The sequence below is a fragment of the Streptococcus suis genome, from assembly GCF_017601095.1.
Taxonomy (GTDB): Bacteria; Bacillota; Bacilli; order Lactobacillales; family Streptococcaceae; genus Streptococcus; species Streptococcus suis_Z.
The window spans coordinates 59,438-77,355 of sequence record NZ_JAGFUX010000006.1 but is presented as its reverse complement, the minus strand read 5'-3'; the positions used below and the strand labels follow the sequence as shown (position 1 = coordinate 77,355).

The window sequence follows — 17,918 nt, the reverse complement described above, 5'->3', positions numbered from 1 at the left end:
AGGAGATTGACACATTATGTCAGTACATATTGGAATTGTTATTTTATTGGTTGTCTTAGCACTTGCTGGTGGTGTGGCCCTCGGTATTTACTTGTCACGTAAACAAGTGGAAAAATTCATCGCTGATAAGCCGATTTTGGATGAAAATGCCCTTCGTTTGATGATGAGTCAAATGGGTCAAAAACCAAGCGAAGCAAAGGTACAACAAGTACTACGCCAAATCAAGAGCCAACAAAAAGTTGCAAGCAAGAAAAAATAAGAATAAATGGGACTAGGGATTCATCCCAGTCCCTTTTCAGTAGAGCCAGTTGGGAATTGGCAACTAAGGAAGAGATATATGGATAATCGACCTATTGGATTTTTAGATTCCGGTGTCGGTGGATTGACGGTAGCAAGAGAGCTTATGCGTCAGCTACCACATGAGGAAATCGTCTATATTGGAGACTCTGCTCGAGCGCCTTATGGGCCAAGACCGGCAGAGCAAATTAAAGAGTACACCTGGCAGCTGGTGGACTTTCTTCTAACTAAAAATGTTAAGATGATCGTCTTTGCCTGCAATACCGCAACAGCTGTTGCCTGGGAAGAGGTCAAGGAAAAGCTGGACATTCCCGTTTTGGGAGTTATTTTACCAGGTGCTTCGGCAGCTATAAAGGCAACGCAAAGTGGGAAGGTTGGAGTCTTAGGAACGGCTATGACCATTCAGTCAGACATTTACAGAACGAAAATCCAAGCCTTGTCTCCAGAGACGCAGGTGGAAAGTCTAGCCTGTCCCAAATTTGCTCCCTTGGTAGAATCCAATAACTACCAGTCCAGCTTGGCAAAAAAGGTGGTCTATGAAACCCTGCGTCCCTTGGTGGGGAAGGTAGATACTTTGGTTTTGGGCTGTACCCATTACCCCCTCTTGCGGCCTATTATTCAAAATGCTATGGGGCAGCAGGTCAAGTTGATTGATTCTGGAGCCGAATGTGCTCGGGACATCTCTGTCTTGCTCAATTATTTTGAAATCAACCGCAGTCGGACAGAAACCAGCACCCAGCACCGATATTACACAACAGCCAGCCCAACAGCCTTTCGTGAAATCGCAGAAAACTGGTTGGGTATGGCCATTGAAGTGGAGCATGTAGAACTATGACAGACAAGATATACGAATACAAGGACGAACACAACTGGTTTATCGGCAAGTGGGAGGGATTTAACTACCTGACCTGCTTTGGTGATGACCAGGCCTATGAGGAAGCACAGGACCAGTTTCATAAGTTGGTCAAGGGGCTAGGGATTGACGGCTTGCAAGTGCACGTGGTCAAGCTGACTTCTCACTTCCATTTCCTACGCTTTTTGGTGGATACCATTAACCAGCAGGAAGGGCGAGCTCTCAGCATTATCCAACACCAAGGGGCTATCTTAGTGACCGAGGGGGACAGACTGTTCTTGGTTCACCTGCCTCAAGCAGGGGTTAACACGGCAGATTTCTTCGGACAAAAGAACCAGCTGGCCGCAGTGGGCGACACCATCTTGATTGCGACCAAGAACGAGGGCAAGACCAAGGAGTTCCGCAAGTTCTTCGAGCGCTTTGGCTATCAGGTGGAGAATCTGAATAGCTACCCAAACCTGCCAGATGTGGCAGAAACAGGGATGACCTTTGAGGAAAATGCTCGGCTCAAGGCCGAGACCATAGCAGAGCTTACTGGGAAAATGGTCTTGGCAGATGATTCGGGGCTCAAGGTGGATGTGCTGGGTGGTATGCCAGGAGTCTGGTCCGCCCGCTTCTCAGGGCCGGATGCCACAGATGAAAGCAACAACGCCAAACTCTTGCACGAGTTGGCTATGGTCTTTGACCAGAAAAACCGCTCCGCCCAATTCCATTGTACACTTGTCATGGCGGCTCCAAATCTGGAAAGTTTGGTAGTGGAAGCGGACTGGGAAGGCTATATCGGCATGGAAAGCCGTGGTGAGAACGGTTTTGGCTATGACCCGCTTTTCTTAGTCGGAGAGACAGGCAAGACCTCAGCGGAGCTGACCTTGGAAGAAAAGAATCAGATTTCCCACCGGGCACAAGCATTAGAAAAATTAGTGGAGGCATTTCCAGTATGGCAGGAGCAAGCAAAACAATCTTAGTCATGAGTGATTCACATGGGGATCGACAAATTGTGGAAGAGATTAAGCATCATTATCTCGGTAAAGTAGATGCTATCTTTCATAATGGGGATTCCGAACTCGACAGCCAGGATGAACTGTGGGATGGTGTACAGGTAGTCAATGGCAACTGTGATTACAGGGGTGGCTTTCCAGATAATCTTGTGACCGATTTAGATGGCGTTCGCATTGCGCAGACTCATGGCCACCTGTATGGGATTAATTACGGATGGCAACGATTGGATTACTGGGCTCAGGAAGTGGAGGCAGATATTTGTCTCTATGGTCATCTCCATGTGCCAGATGCTGAGGTGCGTGGCAAGACCCTTTTCCTTAATCCAGGGTCTGTTAGCCAACCGCGTGGGATGGTCAGAGAGTGCCTCTATGCCTTGGTGACCATTACAGAAGACTCCTATCGTGTCGAATTTTTCACCAGACAGCACCAAGCCTATCCACTTTTAACAAAGGAATTTAGTCGATGATTGCAGCACCATTTGAAGAATTTTTATTGGCGCAAGAAGAAACTTTTCTAACGCCAGCAGACAAGCTGGCGGTCATTATTGATAGTCATAACATGGACCATGCCAAGCTCTTGCTCAGTCACATGACCTACTCTCGTGTTCCTGTTGTGACGGAAGACAATCTCTTTTTTGGGACCATTGGACTCAGGGAAATTGTTCAGTATCAGGCGCAACATGAATTGACGGATGATCAATTGAACCAGGATGTAGCCCTTATTGCTAAGCAGGATGTGGCAACAATTGGTCCAGATTATCATCTGGAAGAAGTGATGCGAAAATTAATCGACGAGCCCTTCCTTCCAGTTGTGGGAGACCAGGGTGAATTTTTAGGGATTATCACACGAAAATCGATTTTGAAAGCTGTCAATGCTCTCTTGCACCACAACGGATTTGGAGAACACAAGGTATGACTTCTGACTTAATTGTCGCTTTTTTACAAGAGAAACGATTATCTGTTCCGTCTCAACAAGCATATAAGGGGGATCTTCAGCAATTTTTGGAGGTCTGTCCTCGCTTGGACCAGTCCGGGTTGGTCCAATACCAAACCTTTTTACAAGGTCTAAAACCAACTGCTCAGCGTCGCAAGGTATCTGCTGTCAACCAATTTATTTATTTTCTCTATACAAGAGGGCAGGTGGAGTGCTTTTATAAGCTAGATGCGGTGTCAAGTCCAATTCTGACCAAAAAACGACAGGCTCCAGTCCACTTGGATGCTTTGTGGCAGGAGACGGAACTGCTAGACGGTCAACTGATGGCTCTCTTAATGAGTCAGTTGGGATTGACACCGAGTGAGTTGATTCGGCTAAAAGGTGAGAGTATCGATTTGAATTTTCAGGTGCTGACCTTGGAGCGAGGGGGACAAAAGCGGATTCTGTCTCTACCTAAGTCGCTTTTGCCCTATCTGGCAGATCGTAACCAGCAGGTCTATCTTTTTGACAAGCAAGGCCAGCCTTACTCACGCCAGTGGTTTTTCAATCGCCTGTCAGAATATGTTGGTCAACTTGGTCACAGAGAATGGACAGCCCAGTTTCTCAGAGAGCAGTTTATCTTGAGCCGTTTGGCTGCAGGTCAATCCTTGGAGCAGATTGCTAAGGACTTGGGTTTGAAAACATCAATTAGTTTGGAAAAATACAAGTAATGGATATAAAGTTAAAGGATTTTCAGGGGCCGCTGGACTTGTTGCTGCATCTGGTATCCAAGTATCAAATGGATATTTATGAGGTGCCGATTACAGAGGTCATTGAGCAGTATCTGGCTTATATTGCTACCTTGCAGGCTATGCGTTTGGAAGTGGCAGGCGAATATATGGTCATGGCTAGCCAGCTCATGCTGATTAAAAGCCGCAGGCTCTTGCCCAAGTTGGTGGAACAGGAAGTGGAGGAAGAGGATCCAGAGCTGGTTCTCTTGGATCAGTTGGAAGAATACCGCAAGTTCAAGCTGCTCAGTGAAAAACTGGGTGAACAGCATGAGGAGCGGGCTCAATTCTTCTCCAAACCCAAGTTGGAATTGGTCTATGAAGATGTGACCTTAGTGCAGGATAAGACAACCATTGATATTTTCCTTGCCTTTTCTAAGGTCATGGCTGAAAAGCAAGCCAGTTTACGCCAGTCTCATACTACTATTGCCCGCGATGAGTACAAGATTGAAGACATGATGGACTATGTACGGTCGCAGTTTTCCCAAAGCAATCGTTTGGAATTAGGGCAGATTTTCAAGGAAAGCAAGGATATGAACGAGGTGATCACCATTTTTCTGGCGACCTTGGAGCTGGTCAAGGTCCACGAGGTCGAATTGGAGCAGGCGGAAACCTTTGGCAGTATTTACCTAGTGAGGAGGGATCATGAGTCGATTAGCTGAGATTGAAGTCCTACTCTTCGTGGCAGGCGAAGAGGGATTGACGGTGCGAAATCTAGCAGAAATGCTGGATATGACGCCGTCTGCTGTCCTGCAACAGTTGGAAAAATTAGATGACAAGTATCAGAATGATAGCCAGTCTGGTCTGGCTCTCTTGGAGTCGTCTAATAGTTACAAACTGGTGACAAAAAAAGACTATGCGGAACTTTTGCGGATTTACGCCAAGACGCCGATTAACCAGACCATGTCACGAGCCCTCTTGGAAACCCTGTCCATTGTAGCCTACAAACAGCCCATTACTCGTGTGGAAGTCGATGACATCCGGGGAGTGAATTCTAGCGGTGCTATTAGTAAACTCCAAGCCTTTGACTTAATCCGAGAGAATGGGAAAAAAGAGGTGGTTGGCCGTCCAAATCTCTATGTGACGACCGAATATTTCTTGGACTACATGGGTATTAACAGTCTGGAAGAATTGCCAGATGTGTCCGACTTGGACTTGGTAGAAGAAGAGGTTGAACTCTTCACAGAAAGAAATGAGATTGAAGATGAGAATTAACAAGTACATTGCCCACGCTGGTGTAGCCAGTCGTCGTAAGGCAGAGGAATTGATCAAGCAGGGCCTGGTGACCGTCAATGGACAGGTGGTGCGTGAATTAGGCACGACCATTAAGTCAGGTGACAAGGTGGAAGTGGAAGGTCAGCCGATTTATAACGAGGAAAAGGTTTACTACCTACTCCACAAGCCATGGGGCGTGATTTCCAGTGTGTCGGATGATAAGGGAAGAAAGACTGTTATTGACCTTTTGCCTCAGGTCAAGGAACGGATTTATCCAGTGGGTCGGCTAGACTGGGATACATCAGGTGTCTTGATTTTGACCAACGACGGCGACTTTACGGATGAGATGATTCACCCGCGTAATGAGATTGACAAGGTCTATGTGGCTCGAGTCAAGGGGATTGCAAACAAGGATGTCCTACGGCCGCTGACACGGGGTGTGGTCATTGACGGCAAGAAAACCAAGCCAGCGGTCTATGAGATTCTCAAGGTGGATCCTGTGAAAAATCGTTCAGTGGTGGAATTGACCATTCACGAGGGTCGCAATCATCAGGTCAAGAAGATGTTTGAAGCGGTTGGCTTGCAGGTTGATAAGCTATCGCGGACCCGTTTTGGAAATCTGGACCTGACTGGTTTGCATCCTGGTGAAGCCCGTAGGCTCAACAAAAAAGACATCAGCAAGCTACACACCTTGGCAGTAACCAAGGCCCAAACGGCTAAGAAGAGACGATGAAAAGGCTGTTGATTGGGCTGGTCCGTTTCTATCAGAAGTTCATTTCGCCCCTCTTTCCACCAAGCTGTCGCTACCACCCGACTTGCTCTAATTACATGATTGAGGCTATTAACAAGCATGGTTTCAAGGGTCTTCTTATGGGCTTGGCTCGTATCGGACGCTGTCACCCCTTTGTGGATGGTGGGGAAGATCCTGTGCCAGACACCTTTAGTCTCAAGCGAAATTCGAAACAGCAGTCCTAGGACGGCTGTTTTTTGATTTGTTGGCGAAGAGATGGTATCAGATTCAAAAAATTTCGAAAAATGAGTCCTTTGACTTGATTTGTCATGGTCTTGTGATATAATGGTTACATGATTTCATTGATTTACCTCAAACCTGTTGTGAGTTAAGTGAATGAATCACCATTCACCATACTGTTTGCTGAGCATGACTCCGGGCAGTGTGGCATTTTTTTTGCCAACAGAATGAGGAGAAGCTATGAATATCGAAGACCTGGCTCACACAGAAGGAGCAGCCCGCAACCATGTGGTTCTTTTCCAACCCCAAATTCCCCAAAATACAGGCAACATTGCTCGAACCTGTGCTGCAACCAACAGCCCCCTCCATATCATCAAGCCAATGGGATTTCCCATTGACGACCGCAAGATGAAGCGGGCAGGCTTGGACTACTGGGACAAGCTAGATGTGCGTTTTTACGATAGTTTGGATGAGTTTATGGAAAAAGCAGAGCAGGGACAGGTGCACTTGGTGACAAAGTTTGCGGACCAAACCTATTCGGATAAGGCCTATTTTTCAGATCAGACTCATTATTTTGTCTTTGGTCGAGAGGATACTGGCCTACCAGAAGAGTTTATGAGAAGGCATCCGGAAAAAGCCATTCGCATTCCTATGAATGATGAGCACGTTCGCAGCCTAAATGTCTCAAATGCTGTATGCATGATTGTTTACGAAGCATTACGGCAACAAGAATTTGCTGGCTTGGAGTTGGTCCATACCTATGAAACCGATAAACTAAAGTAAATTTTTGCCTTTAAATGCAAAACCTTGCGAATGCAGGTTTTTTTTGTTATGATAAATGAGTCTTCAGGGCAGGGTGAAATTCCCGACCGGCAGTGAACAAGTAGGCGAATTATCTTTAAGACGAGTTAGCGAATCAGAGACAATACCGATGGTATGTGAGTTGAGCTAACAAAATTTTATAGCAAAATAGCCCATTGAAAGTCTGCGAGCGAAAGCTGATGTGGTGTAATTCCACAACCGACAGTAGAGTCTGGATGGGAGAAGACGAGAGGGATGCCCCTCAAGCTTCTCTAATTTGTTACAAATTGGAGGAACCGATGACAAACACACGTAAAATGGCGACCATCGCCATTCTTTCAGCAGTTTCTTTTCTGCTCATGTACTTAAAATTTCCCTTGATTCCAACGGCATCATTTTTGGAAATTGACTTTTCGATCCTACCTATTTTGGTTGGATTGCTTATCTTGGATTTGAAATCAGCCTTTTGGATTTTAATCATTCGATCGGTTTTGAAGGTCATCTTTAACAATGCAGGGCCGTCCACCTTGATTGGAATGCCCATGAACATTGTGGCTTTGGCTATCTTTGTGTTGGCTTTGGCTTTCATCTGGTGGAAAAATCCCAGCTGGAAATCTTATCTACTGGCTTCAACAGTTGGCACCTTGGGGTTGACCGCAGGAATGTTGGTTCTCAACTATTTCTACGCTATTCCAGTTTATGCTACTTTTGCTAATTTTGATATTGAGGCCATCTTGGGTATCCAAAACTACCTATTTTACATGGTAGCACCCTTTAATCTCCTGCAGGGAATCCTTTTCTCGCTGACTTTTTATATTTTTTATCGAGCAGCAGGCCCAATTCTAAAGAAAGTTTAAGGTTTTCCTGTTATTCTAAGGACATGAAAAATAAACGAACTTATCTAACAAACGCTTCATTTTCAGCCCTTGCCTTTGTTATCCTTGGCTATGTGGCCAAGTTTTACCCAGCCAGTCTGACAGCCTTCGATACAGCCATTCAAACAGCTGTTCGTGGCAACTTGCCGTCTGCAGCGACAAGCTTTTGGACCTCAATTACGGTTCTGGGAAATACGGTTGTCATCCTGGCGATCTGCTTGGCCCTGGCATTTTTCTTCTACAAAAAGCAGTGGAAAGCAGAAGCATATTTTATTCTTGCTAGTTTTGCGGCTATGGGGGTAGCGTCAACAGCCCTGAAATACGTCTACCAACGTCCGCGTCCTAGTATCGAATGGTTGATTGATACCATTGGCTATTCTTTCCCAAGCTGGCATACCGCTTCGACCATGATGATTGCTGGTGCGGTGGTGATTATTATCAACCAACGCATGAAATCTAGCCTATCCAAACGCTTGCTTCAAGCTAGCTTGTTGATTTTAGCTGTCTTGGTTGCTGTATCGCGCATTTACATTGGCGTGCATTATCCGACGGATATAATCGGTGGTTGGCTCTTGGCAGCGACCTTGCTTCTAGCAATGTTTCCATACTATGATCAAAAACGCTTTGAATGGCGTTTCCAAAGCAAACAAAAATAAGACTGCATATGCTCCCTTGGCAATAAAAATAGAGAGTTGATGTAAATAAAAAACGCATAAAATCCCTCTTAGCGGTTGATTTTATGCGTTTTTTATTTATTTATGGAGTTTAGTCGGTATTAATTTTTGACAATATTTTTTACAGGTGAGTTAGCAGCCTTTTTAAGAGCATCGCTAATCGTTTGAGCAAACAATGTTGCCCCTTCTAAACGAGTCGTACTGGTCCCTCCAAAATGAATATTATCAGTTCCAACCCATAGTTGGGGATTTTCTTTTGCGACGGTATTCCAGTCTGCAATGGTTATAAAGTTATATTTTTTGACTAGACTTTTTAGATACTGTGCATGTTTTTCGGCAATTGGATTGTCATACTGTTGGTAGTTACCGTCATAAGGAGTAACGAAAATGAGACGGTAACCATTGGGGAGGATGTCAATGATGTTATTGATTTCTTCCTCATAGTTGTAAACAATATTGGTTCCTGTAGCGATGACAACATTTTCAACTAGTGTGCCGCTTTCAATGTTGGTTTTTAGGATTTCAAAAGCTTGGGTTGTATTGCGGCTTCCTTGAGCATCTACAAGAGCATCGGGTAAAATGGTTTTGATTTGCTCAGTAGCATGTAGGGTTACGGAATCACCGATAACCATTATCCCTTTGACCACTTCATAACTAGAAGCTTTTCCTCTTTCGGCAAGGGTCTTTGTCTGTATCATCCGTGCATCCGCCTGGTGGAGGCCATCTATTAACAGTTGCTGCTCAAGTTTTCCTAATTTTGGTGATAGTAAACAGACAAGAATCGTGGGAATGGCCAGAACAGTACCGATTTTAACAATCGATTTAGAATAGGTTTGAAAATGGATAAAACGGTGTTTCAGAGCCGGATTGTTGCCAGTAATCATTGGTTCGATGAGGTAGAAGGACAGGCTGGATAGTATGATGGATAGTACCAATGTTAGGGTGCTTGCAAGAGTATTATCCAATAGTTGAGAGAAGATGATATAGAGAGGCCAATGGAAGAGGTACAGGTTGTAGGAAATATTTGCTAGATAGGATAGAAAGGCTGGTTCTTGAATAGTAGGTGTTTTTTCGTGTAGTATCCTAGCGGCATAAATCATGATGAGAGTAGCGATACTAGAGAGCAGGAAACCAAAAAGATAGGTCCATATACTATCAAATTTAAAGGTAAACAGAAGAAGTAATTCAACTGATAGACCTACTGCAAAAAGTCGGATAGCTTTAGGGAAGGTCCAATTCTGACAGATACGTTGAAAAGCGACTGTTGTGCAATGCATACCAGCAATAGGAGCAAGTAGGCTCCCTAGGAAGAAGGGAAAAATATGGGTCCACGTTGCAAAATAAATGGTTGAATAACTGGTCACAAAGAAACTAGTGATGGACATGGTAAGAAATGTGAGGAGGAAAAGGGTACCAGCAGTCAAAAAAATCAACCCTCGTAGCTGTCCGATTGTTTTCGCGATACGAGAAAGTATCCAAACGATTATTCCCCACAGTACATAGTAATGGACCTCTAGGGCTAGGCTCCATGTATGTAGAAAGAGATGAGGGGTGAATTGGTTTTCGTAGCCACCACCAGCCAATATTTCATATATGTTTGTCATGAAGCCGAGGGCTGCAGTAATTTGTTGGCCAATTCTAGCGAGAAAGTCATCTCTGATGAAGAGAGCTAGTGGAGTAGTGATGATAAGACATAGGACGAGCGGTGGGAGAATACGGTAGAGTCTCCTAGTCGAAAAATGGTGGAGATTGATGCTATTTTTTTTGCCGTATTCATCTATAAAAATAGCTGTTGTAAGGTAGCCTGATAGAGTAAAAAATAAATCAACCCCTAAGAAGCCACCCGGAAAATATTTGATAAAGAAGTGATAAAGTAATACAAATATCAGGCCGATAACGCGGATAATTGATAGCCATTTAATTCTCATGTTGGTAGATCCCCTGTTTGAATGTTCCTTCATATACTGTTTTTGACTCGGTTGTTAATTTTCCCTGTCCGTGAGCTAGTCCATTCTCAAAATTCCCTATATAAGTCCAGCCTGAAGCTGCGGTAAAGGTTCCTTTGCCATGGAATATCCCATTTTTAAACTCCCCTTCATAACGGTCACCGTTTTCAAATGTTAAACTTCCCACTCCAGACATTTTATTGGAGAGAACATAGCCTTTGTAAGAAATGGCACCATCATCAAAATGAAGGGTTTGCTGAGAAGGTATGCGATGATAGAATACTGTAGCGGCACAACAGAGAATAGCTAGGAAGATTAGCTTTTCTCCAGTTTTTCTGGAGAGGGAACGCGAAAAGTTTGAGTTTATGTGAAACATTTTTTTATTACGGAACATGAAGCTACCTCCAGTAACTCTTGTTATATTATACTATATTATAGCATAGTTTAGTCATTTATAAAAGTAATAATAAAATGAATCCTTTTGACTCTGGGATAGTGAGCAGATACTGGGCAAGATAGGGGAGCTTATGTGAATATTCTAGTAGAATGACAGCTTCTTCTCACAATTTGTGGGATATTTTAAAGTAAGAGTCAGAGCTCAGTTCACACCATTCAAGTTTGGTACTAGTCTATTTTTGTCCCGATAAGGTGAAATCTGAGAACTTGTGGATGAACATTTATTTTGTTTGGTCGTATTTTTTCTTACTTGCCTATAGAGTATTGACTTGTACTGAAAGACCAGGGTTTACTCTTTATGAGACAATCGGGATTAGGATAGAGGACATATCGAAAAAATGCCCAGGGATTAACTTACTAAAAATGTTAATCCCTGGGCATTCTATCTTTTGGAATGGTAGGCTATTTTTGCGAAATGATGAGGCTCTGTCAGTCGCGTTTGACGGTCTATTCTTTAACAGGGCCATCTGCAGCTGCGTCAACAGCATCTTGAATGGTTGTTGCAAAGAGCTCTGCACCGTTGGTTTCGAGGTTGAAGTGAACCAGGTCGCTACCTACCCAAATAGCAGGATTTGCAACGGCGACTTGATACCAATCTGCAATGGAAATAAAGTCATTTTCTTTTGCCAGTTCTTTTTCATATTTACCAGTTTGGTAGGCCAAGGAAGTGTCCTGTGAAAAATTTCCGTCGTATGGTGTTACGAAAATCAGGCGGTGACCTTTGGGAAAGTTTGCAACTAAATCATCTAAGAGTTCTTGATAATTATCGCTGGTATTGGTTCCCAGAGAGATAATGACTGTCTCTTTAAGGGTATTGTTTTTCTTATAAAGTTCAATGAGGTTTTTCGCTTCTGTTAGGTGGCGGCTAACTGTACCGTCAATGACTGCATCGGAAAGGACTTCTTGAATGGCTGTACTTGCTCGAACAGTGACAGAATCGCCAAAGATGGTTACCCCGGTCTGGACATTATAGTTGGTAGCCTGGGCATTTTCAGCGGCAGCACGTGTGGTAGCCATTTGTGTCTGAGCCTGAACGAGATTGCTAGCAAGAGACTCTTTTTCAAATCCACCAAGTTTTGGAGCAAAGAGGCTGATTCCAAGGCAGGCAAGAGTTAGGAGCCCAGCCAGTGAATAAAGCCATTTTGAATAGCTTGCAAAGTCGATATCTAAGCCCAACAGGTTTCCTTTCTTTCCTTGTAGATTTGGCTCAATCACATAGAAGGAAAGGCTAGCGAAGATAATGGAGAAGACCAGAGTCAGAGGGACTGAAATGGCCAGCTGGAAGAGTTGAGAGAAGATGACGAACAAAGGCCAGTGGAATAGGTAGATACCATAAGAAATGGAAGAGAAGTAGCCAAGGAGAGCTGGTTCTTCCACATTTGGCGCTTTTTCATGTAAGACACGAGCAGCATAAATCATACTTGCTGTTGCTAGACTGGATAAGAGGAAACCGATAGTATAGGTCAAAATACTGTCAAACTTCAAGAAGAAAAGAAGGAGTATTTCCATCACCAAGCCCCCAGCAAAGAGAGCGATTGTCTTACGTACATCCAGTTTTTCAACCATTTTTTCAAAGGCTCGAGTTGTATTTTTAACGCCAGTCATGGTCGCTAGGATGCTTCCCAAAAAGAAGGGGAAGATATGGGTAAAGGTTGAATAATAAATGCTTGAAAAGTTGCTAACAAAAAAGCTTGAAATGAACATGCCCAGGAAACTCAGGAGGAAGAGGGCACTGGATGTCAGGAAAATAGTTCCTCGTAATTGACCGCTTGATTTTGAAATTTTGGTCATTCCAAAAACAGCAAGAACCCAAATCAAATAAAATTGCACCTCAATAGCCAGAGTCCATGTATGGACAAACAAGTGAGGACTGAATTGGTTTTCGTAACTACCACCAGCCAAGATTTCAAAGAAGTTGGTCATGAATCCGAGTGCAGCCGAGACCTGCAAACCAACTGAAGAGATGAAATCATTTCGGACCAATAAGGCTAAGGGAAGTGTGAGGAGAATCATCAGCACAAGCGGTGGGAAAATGCGATAGAAACGTCTGTGGAAAAATCCGAACAAATCAATTTTCCCCTTGGCTTGGAATTCATCAATCAGTAGGGCGGTTGTTAAAAATCCTGAGAGAGTGAAAAAAAGGTCGACCCCGATAAAACCACCAGGAAAAATCTGTTTAAAGAAGTGGTACAAGAGTACCAGGAGAAAACCGATTGTTCGTATAAGTGATAACCATTTAATTCGCATTTTGATAGATCCCCTGTTTGAATGTTCCTTCGTAAACCGCATTGGTTTCCGTTGTCAATTTTCCTTTTCCATCTGCAACGCCGTTTTTAAACTGCCCCTCATAGGTCCAACCGGCTGCAGCAGTATAAGTTCCTTGACCACTAAAGACACCATTTTTAAATTCGCCAGAATAGGTGTCGCCGTTTTTATAGGATAATTTTCCAAAACCATTCATTTTTCCAGCTACGACTTGACCAGAGTAGATTAAACTGCCATTGTTTAGCTTGAGTGCGCCGTCAGAAGGTATGCGACTGGTGAAAACTGACAGTGCACAGATGAGAATGAGTACAACTGCAGCTAGTTCAATATTTCGACGGGTGAGGTAGTGTTTGAGGTCTAACAAACGTTGACCGATTTGACTCATACGATCCATATTCTCGTTCCTTTACAAAAAATTGCTACATACTAAGTGTAGCATTTTTTTAAAAATATTACAAAATTATTACAAACTATTTTGACAGTTTTTCCTGCCAGTCACGGCAGCCTTGGGTAATCAATTGATAGGTCTGATTAAAGTCTCCTGTGTACCAAGGGTCTGGAATCGGTTGGCTAGCAAATGGTACAATCTTGTCTCTGAATTGGGCAGGTGCCATTCCTCGTAAATCTCGTAGATTTTTGTCATCCATAGCGATAATGTAGTCAAATACTTCAAAATCACTTGCTGAAATTTGTTGAGAAGTTTTATGACGATCGTAGGGAATCTGGTGATTCTTGAAAATAGTCTGAGTCCCAGCATGAATCGGGTTGCCATGTTCCCAAGAAGATGTAGCACGACTTTCGATGTAATGCTGGTCTGTAATTGATTTCATGACAAATTCTGCCATGGGGCTACGGCAGATATTACCTAAGCAAACAAAGACAATTTTTTTCATATAGAACTCCTTTTTTCTTTTATTATATCATTTATGTGGTGTAACTCTCTTAGATATGTTACAAAATTAGAACTTTTCTAATATAAGGTATATTTCTTGATTTTTATGATGTTTTTATTTATAATAGTTATAAATAAAAACAAAAAGGTGAACACTATGAAACAAAAGTATTTCCAAACACCAGCAGAAATTGCTTCCTTCAGCCCACGTCAATCATTGGCTGATTCTAAGGCTGTTTTGAATCAAGCAGTAGCAGATCTATCAGTAGCCCATTCTATCCTCCATCAAGTCCATTGGTATATGCGTGGTCGTGGCTTTATGATTTGGCATCCAAAGATGGATGAATATATGGAAGAAATTGATGGCTATTTGGATGAGATGAGTGAACGTTTAATCACCTTAGGTGGGGCACCATTTTCTACTCTTAATGAATTTAGTGAAAATAGCCAGCTCAAGGAAGTTCCTGGTGACTACAATAAAACGATTGAAGAGCAATTGGCGCGTGTGGTAGAGGTGTTCCGCTATCTGGCTGCTCTTTTCCAAAAGGGATTTGATGTCAGTGACGAAGAAGGTGACAGCGTAACCAACGACATTTTCAATGTGGCTAAGGCTAGTATTGAAAAACATATTTGGATGTTGCAGGCAGAACTAGGACAAGCTCCGAAATTGTAAATAGATGAAGGGTCCAGTAGGACTCTTTTTTTGCTGCATAGACGATAGTCGAATGAATTTGCAATTAGACAGGGTGGAAAACCCATGTAAAGCAAGATACTAATGAAGAGTGTAGCAAGTTGAAAGTGATCATGCCTTGACGCGAATATATCATGATTAAATAGTGAGCGAAATAGATTTTGACTGAACAAAAATAACACCCCAGAAGTTAGATTTTTCTATCTACCTTTTGGGGTGTGGTTCAGTGACACAAGGCTTTTTCCATAACCTTGTGCTTATTCCTTATCGAAAGCTTTTTTGATGCCGTCAACAGCACCTTCAATGCCATCTTTGGCATCTTCGACTAATTCTTTAGCCTTGCCTAGGCCTTTTTCCACAAGTCCTTCGACTTCAAGACCTTTATCGCCTGTTAGTTTTCCAAAACCTTCTTTGACAGAACCTGTCAACTGGTCAAGTTTTGCATTCAATTTATCTTCTGACATAAGAAACCTCTTTTCACTGAGTCAAGGGTGGATAGCCACCGAGTCATCCTACCTAGTAGAACATGTTGATATATCTATACTAAAGTAATATGCTGAAAAAGGCAAGCGATTTGCTTGAAGAAGAAAAAATCAATAAAAATGTTAAAAAATGTCTTGCACAGGTGTAACACTTGTGATAAAATAAAGAAAAAAATATAGACTGGATACTATGGCAACAGATAAAAACCGTATCATGATTAGCTTGGATGATAAGAATTTAGAACATTTGGAGCATTTAATTGAAGATGCAAGGGATCGAAGAGGTTTGCGTCTTACGAAGTCACAAATTGTCGAACTGCTATTAAATACAGTTGATACTTTTGACGATATCATGGGAAGTTTACAAAAATAGGGAGTCATCCCTATCTATTTTTTGCGAAAAGTGTTGCACTAGTGTTTGAATGGAGGTAGAAAATGGTTGTTTATATTCGAGAGGGAACATTTTTAGAGGAGACCTCTATGAATAAATTCAATGCACAAGTAGGTTATCATATGAGGGGTGAAGAGGTGCGCTTATTTAAAGAAACTTCTGAAATTAATCGTCTCTACAAGGAGGATATTCTCATCGATTATATCTATGAAACGAGATGGTTTCTAGAGAAAATGGGGATTGAAGTTTCTGAGTTGGACTATCCGAATGAATTGTCTTCATTTTATGGGCGGTGGATTCGAGAGGGAAAGTTGGGGGAAATAGTACACCATCCGGAAAATTGGGGCGTTTTCATAAAACCAAGGATAGGAAGTAAAAAATTTACTGGTAGAGTTGTTCGTTCAACGAGTGATCTAATAGAGATTGGTTTGCCGTTTGATTATCCAATTTGGATTAGTCAGGCAGTTGATTTTAAAAGAGAATGGCGTGTTTTTGTTCTTGAAGGTCAAGTCTTAGATGTCCGTCCCTATAAAGGGGACTATCATTATCACTACGATGCTACAATCATTGATCAATCCATTGCTAGTTGGCAGAATGCGCCGGTTGCCTATGTCATGGACATCGGTGTGACCGAAGATGGACGGACGCTCATAGTTGAAATTAATGATGGCTATGCAGTTGGAAATTATGGACTAAATCCCTTGAAGGCTGCTATCTTTTTCGAAAGAAGATGGAGAGAATTAACAAAGGCATTCTTTGCTAGACATGAATTTTTGGATTTGAGTAAATAAGGAGTAAAAAAAATGGGAAAAATAGTTGTAACTGGAAAAGCGATAGAGTATGTAGAAATGGATTTGATGAAAATTCGGATTACCATTAATAGTCGTGAAAACAGTCCTAAACGAGCAATTGCTGTTCTGCGAGAAAATACAGAGCAGCTATTAGCTGACTTAAAGACATTACTTGGAGATTTGCAGGCCGTTCGCTTACATGAAGAAGAAATTGATTTCCAGAATTTTTTAGATGATGAAGTTGGAGAGTGCAGAAGAAGTTTTTCAATAGCTGTTCCATTAAATTTAGAATTGTGTGACAGAATTGTTCAGTTATTGGCGACATCGGACTATTATCCAGAATACATGGTTGGTTACTACTATAGCAATCCTCAGGCAATTGAGGAGAGGTTGTTAGAAAAGGCAGTATTGGATTCCAAGCTAAAAGCGGAAAAAATTGCTCAATATTCTAACCAAACTCTGAAAGGAATTAGAGAAGTCAAAAACAATTCTTGGCATTCTTCAGAGCCATTGGAAAGGATTGATTGGATGGAATGCGAACAGGAATTTAGTTCTAGTCCAAAGGTATCGTTCACAGAACTCTCACAACCAGAAGAGCGTCTCAGCAAAGAAGTCGAAATTGTGTGGAATTGTGAGTAAAAATATGAAACCAGTACTTTTGTTTCCTTCTGATGTTTTTCAGAAGAATCAAGTTGATGAGGGATTACAAGCTGAGTATGAAGCTGCTAAAGAATATTTCGAAATTTTACTATTTGATAATTTATCCTGGTTTGAGGATGGAAAGTTAAAGCTATCCAAGAAGTTGGAAAAACGTCAAATGTGCATTTATAGAGGCTGGATGATGAAACCAGAAGACTATCGAAGTTTCTTCGAACAATTGGCTGAGAATGGATTGGATTTAGTAACACAACCAAAAGAGTATGAGGCGCTTCATTTATTTCCTAAAGTTTATCCTTTAATTGAGCAAGATACGGCTTCTACTTTAATCTATCCAGCAAATCGGAAACCAGTAATTAGTGAAATTCGTAAGCACTTTAGAGAGTTTATGATTAAAGATTATGTAAAATCTGTAAAAGGTTCGCAAATTCCGTCTAAAATTTCTTCGGAAATCAGTCAGGAAGAATTGGAACAATTATTTGATACTTTCTATCATCTCAGAGGTAACTTGTTCACAGGAGGGCTTTGTCTAAAAGAGATTCTGCCTTTGAAGTATTATGGCGATCAAACGAATGAGTATAGAGTATTTTTCTATAATCAAACCATTTTATCCATTAGCCAAAATAGTCACCAGACTAGTCCAACCGCTAGCCCGCCCGAAGATTTAATCAACCGGTACAAGGATTTACCTAGCCAATTTTATACTGTTGATTTTGCGGGGTTAGAAGATGGAAGTTGGAAAATACTAGAAACTGGAGATGGTCAAGTTTCAGGTCTATCTTTTAACCAAGATTATTTTCTCTTCTTCAAAAAATTATCATCAATGTCATAAAGAGCTCGAACTAAACGAGCTCTTTTTTATATATGACATTTGTCACATGAGTTAATGACAAAGCCTTCTAGTTCGGGCTTCATTTTCGAGATATACTGTCTATGTAAGATGTTCAAGAAGTAGGAGGTAGA

The 17,918-nt window shown here is 42.1% G+C and carries 24 protein-coding genes and 1 riboswitch; of the genes, 18 read left to right on the top strand and 6 right to left on the bottom strand.

The features are described 5' to 3' along the window. Window positions 1–16: 16 nt before the first annotated feature. From J5566_RS06590 to J5566_RS06530, 13 genes are all read left to right on the top strand, one after another. Window positions 17–259 (top strand): YneF family protein, encoded by a 243-nt coding sequence (locus J5566_RS06590; protein ID WP_158456717.1) that lies wholly within the window; start codon window positions 17–19, stop codon window positions 257–259. Window positions 260–337: 78 nt separating this feature from the next. Further along, entirely contained in the window at window positions 338–1,132 is a 795-nt protein-coding gene (racE, locus tag J5566_RS06585) for a glutamate racemase (RefSeq protein WP_208562618.1), read from the top strand. Further along, on the top strand, window positions 1,129–2,115 hold the full coding sequence (locus J5566_RS06580; RefSeq protein ID WP_208562617.1) for a nucleoside-triphosphate diphosphatase: 987 nt from the start codon (window positions 1,129–1,131) through the stop codon (window positions 2,113–2,115). The genes racE and J5566_RS06580 overlap by 4 nt, the downstream gene beginning before the upstream one ends. Beyond that, window positions 2,088–2,615, top strand: coding sequence for a metallophosphoesterase (locus tag J5566_RS06575; protein WP_208562616.1), 528 nt, complete (start codon window positions 2,088–2,090; stop codon window positions 2,613–2,615). The genes J5566_RS06580 and J5566_RS06575 overlap by 28 nt, the downstream gene beginning before the upstream one ends. Next, window positions 2,612–3,064 carry a cyclic-di-AMP-binding protein CbpB gene (gene cbpB / locus J5566_RS06570; RefSeq protein WP_208562615.1) on the top strand — a complete coding sequence of 151 codons (453 nt, stop codon included), beginning with the start codon at window positions 2,612–2,614 and terminating at the stop codon, window positions 3,062–3,064. The genes J5566_RS06575 and cbpB overlap by 4 nt, the downstream gene beginning before the upstream one ends. Next, window positions 3,061–3,792 carry a site-specific tyrosine recombinase XerD gene (gene xerD, locus J5566_RS06565; RefSeq protein WP_208562614.1) on the top strand — a complete coding sequence of 244 codons (732 nt, stop codon included), beginning with the start codon at window positions 3,061–3,063 and terminating at the stop codon, window positions 3,790–3,792. The genes cbpB and xerD overlap by 4 nt, the downstream gene beginning before the upstream one ends. Beyond that, complete coding sequence (locus J5566_RS06560; RefSeq protein WP_208562613.1) at window positions 3,792–4,511, top strand: segregation/condensation protein A; 720 nt, start codon at window positions 3,792–3,794, stop codon at window positions 4,509–4,511. The genes xerD and J5566_RS06560 overlap by 1 nt, the downstream gene beginning before the upstream one ends. Beyond that, window positions 4,495–5,064, top strand: coding sequence for an SMC-Scp complex subunit ScpB (gene scpB / locus J5566_RS06555; protein ID WP_208562612.1), 570 nt, complete (start codon window positions 4,495–4,497; stop codon window positions 5,062–5,064). The genes J5566_RS06560 and scpB overlap by 17 nt, the downstream gene beginning before the upstream one ends. Continuing rightward, complete coding sequence (locus J5566_RS06550) at window positions 5,054–5,797, top strand: pseudouridine synthase (RefSeq protein WP_208562611.1); 744 nt, start codon at window positions 5,054–5,056, stop codon at window positions 5,795–5,797. Before scpB ends, J5566_RS06550 begins: the two co-directional genes overlap by 11 nt. Continuing rightward, window positions 5,794–6,039 (top strand): membrane protein insertion efficiency factor YidD, encoded by a 246-nt coding sequence (yidD, locus tag J5566_RS06545; RefSeq protein ID WP_208562610.1) that lies wholly within the window; start codon window positions 5,794–5,796, stop codon window positions 6,037–6,039. The genes J5566_RS06550 and yidD overlap by 4 nt, the downstream gene beginning before the upstream one ends. 235 nt (window positions 6,040–6,274) lie before the next feature. Next, entirely contained in the window at window positions 6,275–6,817 is a 543-nt protein-coding gene (locus J5566_RS06540; RefSeq protein WP_208562609.1) for a tRNA (cytidine(34)-2'-O)-methyltransferase, read from the top strand. A gap of 55 nt (window positions 6,818–6,872) precedes the next feature. Beyond that, a riboswitch (FMN riboswitch) is annotated at window positions 6,873–7,087 on the top strand. Window positions 7,088–7,134: 47 nt separating this feature from the next. Next, window positions 7,135–7,692 (top strand): ECF transporter S component, encoded by a 558-nt coding sequence (locus tag J5566_RS06535; RefSeq protein WP_208562608.1) that lies wholly within the window; start codon window positions 7,135–7,137, stop codon window positions 7,690–7,692. A 23-nt stretch (window positions 7,693–7,715) separates the two neighbouring features. Further along, a complete protein-coding gene (locus tag J5566_RS06530) occupies window positions 7,716–8,366 on the top strand; it encodes a phosphatase PAP2 family protein (protein WP_208562607.1) in 651 nt (216 codons plus the stop codon). Window positions 8,367–8,485: 119 nt separating this feature from the next. Here the strand turns inward: J5566_RS06530 and J5566_RS06525 are convergent, their stop codons facing one another. The 5 genes from J5566_RS06525 to J5566_RS06505 form a co-directional block, all read right to left on the bottom strand. After that, window positions 8,486–10,312 carry an acyltransferase family protein gene (locus tag J5566_RS06525; RefSeq protein WP_205031547.1) on the bottom strand — a complete coding sequence of 609 codons (1,827 nt, stop codon included), beginning with the start codon at window positions 10,310–10,312 and terminating at the stop codon, window positions 8,486–8,488. Continuing rightward, window positions 10,302–10,724: a hypothetical protein gene (locus J5566_RS06520; protein ID WP_244228967.1), complete on the bottom strand. Its 423-nt coding sequence runs from the start codon at window positions 10,722–10,724 to the stop codon at window positions 10,302–10,304. Before J5566_RS06520 ends, J5566_RS06525 begins: the two co-directional genes overlap by 11 nt. Window positions 10,725–11,233: 509 nt before the next feature. After that, a complete protein-coding gene (locus J5566_RS06515) occupies window positions 11,234–13,033 on the bottom strand; it encodes an acyltransferase family protein (RefSeq protein WP_208562606.1) in 1,800 nt (599 codons plus the stop codon). After that, window positions 13,023–13,445: a hypothetical protein gene (locus tag J5566_RS06510; RefSeq protein ID WP_208562605.1), complete on the bottom strand. Its 423-nt coding sequence runs from the start codon at window positions 13,443–13,445 to the stop codon at window positions 13,023–13,025. The genes J5566_RS06515 and J5566_RS06510 overlap by 11 nt, the downstream gene beginning before the upstream one ends. Before the next feature lie 76 nt (window positions 13,446–13,521). Further along, window positions 13,522–13,944: a low molecular weight protein-tyrosine-phosphatase gene (locus J5566_RS06505; protein WP_208562604.1), complete on the bottom strand. Its 423-nt coding sequence runs from the start codon at window positions 13,942–13,944 to the stop codon at window positions 13,522–13,524. Between the two features lie 156 nt (window positions 13,945–14,100). On the opposite strand from J5566_RS06505, the gene J5566_RS06500 reads away from it, so the two are divergent. Then, on the top strand, window positions 14,101–14,616 hold the full coding sequence (locus J5566_RS06500) for a Dps family protein (RefSeq protein ID WP_208562603.1): 516 nt from the start codon (window positions 14,101–14,103) through the stop codon (window positions 14,614–14,616). A 275-nt stretch (window positions 14,617–14,891) separates the two neighbouring features. Here J5566_RS06500 and J5566_RS06495 read toward each other — a convergent pair whose 3' ends face one another. Beyond that, complete coding sequence (locus J5566_RS06495) at window positions 14,892–15,098, bottom strand: CsbD family protein (protein ID WP_172009265.1); 207 nt, start codon at window positions 15,096–15,098, stop codon at window positions 14,892–14,894. Window positions 15,099–15,306: 208 nt separating this feature from the next. On the opposite strand from J5566_RS06495, the gene J5566_RS06490 reads away from it, so the two are divergent. The 4 genes from J5566_RS06490 (at window position 15,307) to J5566_RS06475 (ending at window position 17,787) form a co-directional block, all read left to right on the top strand. Further along, window positions 15,307–15,489, top strand: coding sequence for a CopG family transcriptional regulator (locus tag J5566_RS06490; protein ID WP_172053916.1), 183 nt, complete (start codon window positions 15,307–15,309; stop codon window positions 15,487–15,489). Between the two features lie 62 nt (window positions 15,490–15,551). Further along, a complete protein-coding gene (locus J5566_RS06485) occupies window positions 15,552–16,298 on the top strand; it encodes an ATP-grasp domain-containing protein (protein ID WP_208562602.1) in 747 nt (248 codons plus the stop codon). A gap of 12 nt (window positions 16,299–16,310) precedes the next feature. After that, entirely contained in the window at window positions 16,311–16,937 is a 627-nt protein-coding gene (locus J5566_RS06480; protein WP_208562601.1) for an SIMPL domain-containing protein, read from the top strand. Window positions 16,938–16,941: 4 nt separating this feature from the next. Next, window positions 16,942–17,787 (top strand): ATP-grasp domain-containing protein, encoded by an 846-nt coding sequence (locus J5566_RS06475; protein ID WP_208562600.1) that lies wholly within the window; start codon window positions 16,942–16,944, stop codon window positions 17,785–17,787. Window positions 17,788–17,918 lie beyond the last annotated feature (131 nt).

Coding starts and splice junctions, on each gene's coding strand:
- J5566_RS06590 (WP_158456717.1), top strand. CDS start 17: ATGTCAGTACATATTGGAATTGTTATTTTATTGGTTGTCTTAGCACTT.
- racE (WP_208562618.1), top strand. CDS start 338: ATGGATAATCGACCTATTGGATTTTTAGATTCCGGTGTCGGTGGATTG.
- J5566_RS06580 (WP_208562617.1), top strand. CDS start 1,129: ATGACAGACAAGATATACGAATACAAGGACGAACACAACTGGTTTATC.
- J5566_RS06575 (WP_208562616.1), top strand. CDS start 2,088: ATGGCAGGAGCAAGCAAAACAATCTTAGTCATGAGTGATTCACATGGG.
- cbpB (WP_208562615.1), top strand. CDS start 2,612: ATGATTGCAGCACCATTTGAAGAATTTTTATTGGCGCAAGAAGAAACT.
- xerD (WP_208562614.1), top strand. CDS start 3,061: ATGACTTCTGACTTAATTGTCGCTTTTTTACAAGAGAAACGATTATCT.
- J5566_RS06560 (WP_208562613.1), top strand. CDS start 3,792: ATGGATATAAAGTTAAAGGATTTTCAGGGGCCGCTGGACTTGTTGCTG.
- scpB (WP_208562612.1), top strand. CDS start 4,495: ATGAGTCGATTAGCTGAGATTGAAGTCCTACTCTTCGTGGCAGGCGAA.
- J5566_RS06550 (WP_208562611.1), top strand. CDS start 5,054: ATGAGAATTAACAAGTACATTGCCCACGCTGGTGTAGCCAGTCGTCGT.
- yidD (WP_208562610.1), top strand. CDS start 5,794: ATGAAAAGGCTGTTGATTGGGCTGGTCCGTTTCTATCAGAAGTTCATT.
- J5566_RS06540 (WP_208562609.1), top strand. CDS start 6,275: ATGAATATCGAAGACCTGGCTCACACAGAAGGAGCAGCCCGCAACCAT.
- J5566_RS06535 (WP_208562608.1), top strand. CDS start 7,135: ATGACAAACACACGTAAAATGGCGACCATCGCCATTCTTTCAGCAGTT.
- J5566_RS06530 (WP_208562607.1), top strand. CDS start 7,716: ATGAAAAATAAACGAACTTATCTAACAAACGCTTCATTTTCAGCCCTT.
- J5566_RS06525 (WP_205031547.1), bottom strand. CDS start 10,312: ATGAGAATTAAATGGCTATCAATTATCCGCGTTATCGGCCTGATATTT.
- J5566_RS06520 (WP_244228967.1), bottom strand. CDS start 10,724: ATGTTCCGTAATAAAAAAATGTTTCACATAAACTCAAACTTTTCGCGT.
- J5566_RS06515 (WP_208562606.1), bottom strand. CDS start 13,033: ATGCGAATTAAATGGTTATCACTTATACGAACAATCGGTTTTCTCCTG.
- J5566_RS06510 (WP_208562605.1), bottom strand. CDS start 13,445: ATGGATCGTATGAGTCAAATCGGTCAACGTTTGTTAGACCTCAAACAC.
- J5566_RS06505 (WP_208562604.1), bottom strand. CDS start 13,944: ATGAAAAAAATTGTCTTTGTTTGCTTAGGTAATATCTGCCGTAGCCCC.
- J5566_RS06500 (WP_208562603.1), top strand. CDS start 14,101: ATGAAACAAAAGTATTTCCAAACACCAGCAGAAATTGCTTCCTTCAGC.
- J5566_RS06495 (WP_172009265.1), bottom strand. CDS start 15,098: ATGTCAGAAGATAAATTGAATGCAAAACTTGACCAGTTGACAGGTTCT.
- J5566_RS06490 (WP_172053916.1), top strand. CDS start 15,307: ATGGCAACAGATAAAAACCGTATCATGATTAGCTTGGATGATAAGAAT.
- J5566_RS06485 (WP_208562602.1), top strand. CDS start 15,552: ATGGTTGTTTATATTCGAGAGGGAACATTTTTAGAGGAGACCTCTATG.
- J5566_RS06480 (WP_208562601.1), top strand. CDS start 16,311: ATGGGAAAAATAGTTGTAACTGGAAAAGCGATAGAGTATGTAGAAATG.
- J5566_RS06475 (WP_208562600.1), top strand. CDS start 16,942: ATGAAACCAGTACTTTTGTTTCCTTCTGATGTTTTTCAGAAGAATCAA.